2 protein-coding genes and 1 pseudogene are annotated in these 1,494 nt (G+C 63.6%); all 3 read right to left on the reverse strand.

The features are described 5' to 3' along the window. Window positions 1-309 (reverse strand): helix-turn-helix domain-containing protein (locus E1295_RS48070; protein ID WP_132642079.1); only part of this gene is annotated, 309 nt, incomplete at its 3' end. Window positions 310-368: 59 nt separating this feature from the next. Continuing rightward, window positions 369-947, reverse strand: a pseudogene (locus tag E1295_RS52785) (IS3 family transposase); the annotation flags it as partial. Then, window positions 947-1,240 carry a transposase gene (locus E1295_RS48080; protein WP_166427806.1) on the reverse strand — a complete coding sequence of 98 codons (294 nt, stop codon included), beginning with the start codon at window positions 1,238-1,240 and terminating at the stop codon, window positions 947-949. The pseudogene E1295_RS52785 and the gene E1295_RS48080, both read right to left, overlap by 1 nt. Between the last annotated feature and the right edge of the window lie 254 nt (window positions 1,241-1,494).

Genomic DNA, 1,494 nt, shown 5'->3' on the forward strand with positions numbered 1-1,494 from the left:
CGCGATCTCGCGCACGCCGAGCTTCTGGGCACGACATAACGCGATCTCTTCCCGCTCCGCGAACGACAGGTAACGGCCCGACACCGTCGGGGCAAGGCATGGTCCCACCCCGCCAGCCTGGCGAAACCAGCGTGTCCCAACCGCTGGTGACACGCCGATCTCCACCGCGGCGTCCTCCGAGCTCGCCCCTCGAGCGATAGCTTGCCAAAACCGGACGCGGTCCTGTCGCCAGGCGACAGTCGGCCGTCCCGGCGAGGGGATCTGACCGCGATACAACCGGACGGCCTGCTGTTTCTTGCCCATGCCCATGCACCAACACCTCCAACGACGAGGTGTTGCGAGCACCGATTGAATCCACCTTGCGTGCCGTGATCGGAATGCAAAATGGTTGAGCGGGTGTCTGGCTTTCGCCGGGCCACAGCCATGGCTAATGCGTTCACCACGAGATCCGTATCCTGGCGCGCGTCGATGGACCAGCCGATGACGCGTCGTGAGTAGGCGTCCATGACGGCGGCGCAATAGACCTTTCCTCCGCCGGTGGGATGCTCGGTGATGTCGGTCAGCCAGAGCCGATCAGGTGCCTCGACGTCGAAGCGGCGCTGCACCAGGTCCTCCTCGGTGGCCTGGTTGACCAGGTTGCGACGACCCTTGCGCCGGTAGACCCCCTGCAGGCCGGCCTCGCGCATGAGTCGCTCGACACGCTTGCGGTTGACCTTCTCACCCAGCCCGAGCGTGAGTTCGGCGTGCACCCGCGGCGAGCCGTAACTGCCGCGCGAGTCGGCGTGGATCTGCCGGATCACTTTGGTGAGTTCCTTATTGCGGAGGTTGCGCGGCGGCTCGGACCGGCCGAGCCACTCGTAATATCCCGAGGTCGACACGTGGAGTACTCGGCAGGCCACCGCGACCGAAATATGGTCGTCGGCGAGTTCGCGGACCAGCGAGTAGATTACTTTGGGAGGACGTTCTCCCGGGCGAAGTACGCCGCTGCCCGCTTGAGGATGTCGTTCTCCATCTCCAGCTGCTTATTGCGGCGCCGCAGCTCGGCGAGCTCCTTCTTCTCTGCGCTGGTTAGCCGGTCACCGGTGCCGGCGTTTTCATCGGCGTCGGCTTGTCTCAGCCAGTTCTGCAGGCACGAGCGGCTGACGCCCAGGTCCTTGGCAAGCTGGAGGAGCGGTTTGTCACCTTGGCGCGCGAGCTCGACCGCGCGACGCCGGAACTCCGGAGGGTGTGGGGAGGGCATGGAGGACATCCTTCCTGATGATCAAGGGTGACCTCAGGTCAAGTGTCCGGAGAACAGGGGGAAGCTCACACCCTGTTGAAGTTTCCTATGTCCTGCGACATGGGTTTCCTATGTCCTGAACCAGCACACTGAACCTATTTCAGGCTCCGCATCGAGTGCCCTGGTCACAGCATGATCGCAAGTCCGAGGTTAGCCCCATGACGCAGCAGAGCTCCTGGTAGATGGGTTGATCACCACAACCACGCCCATCACAA

The organism is Nonomuraea mesophila, assembly GCF_004352805.1.
Lineage (GTDB): Bacteria > Actinomycetota > Actinomycetes > Streptosporangiales > Streptosporangiaceae > Nonomuraea > Nonomuraea longispora.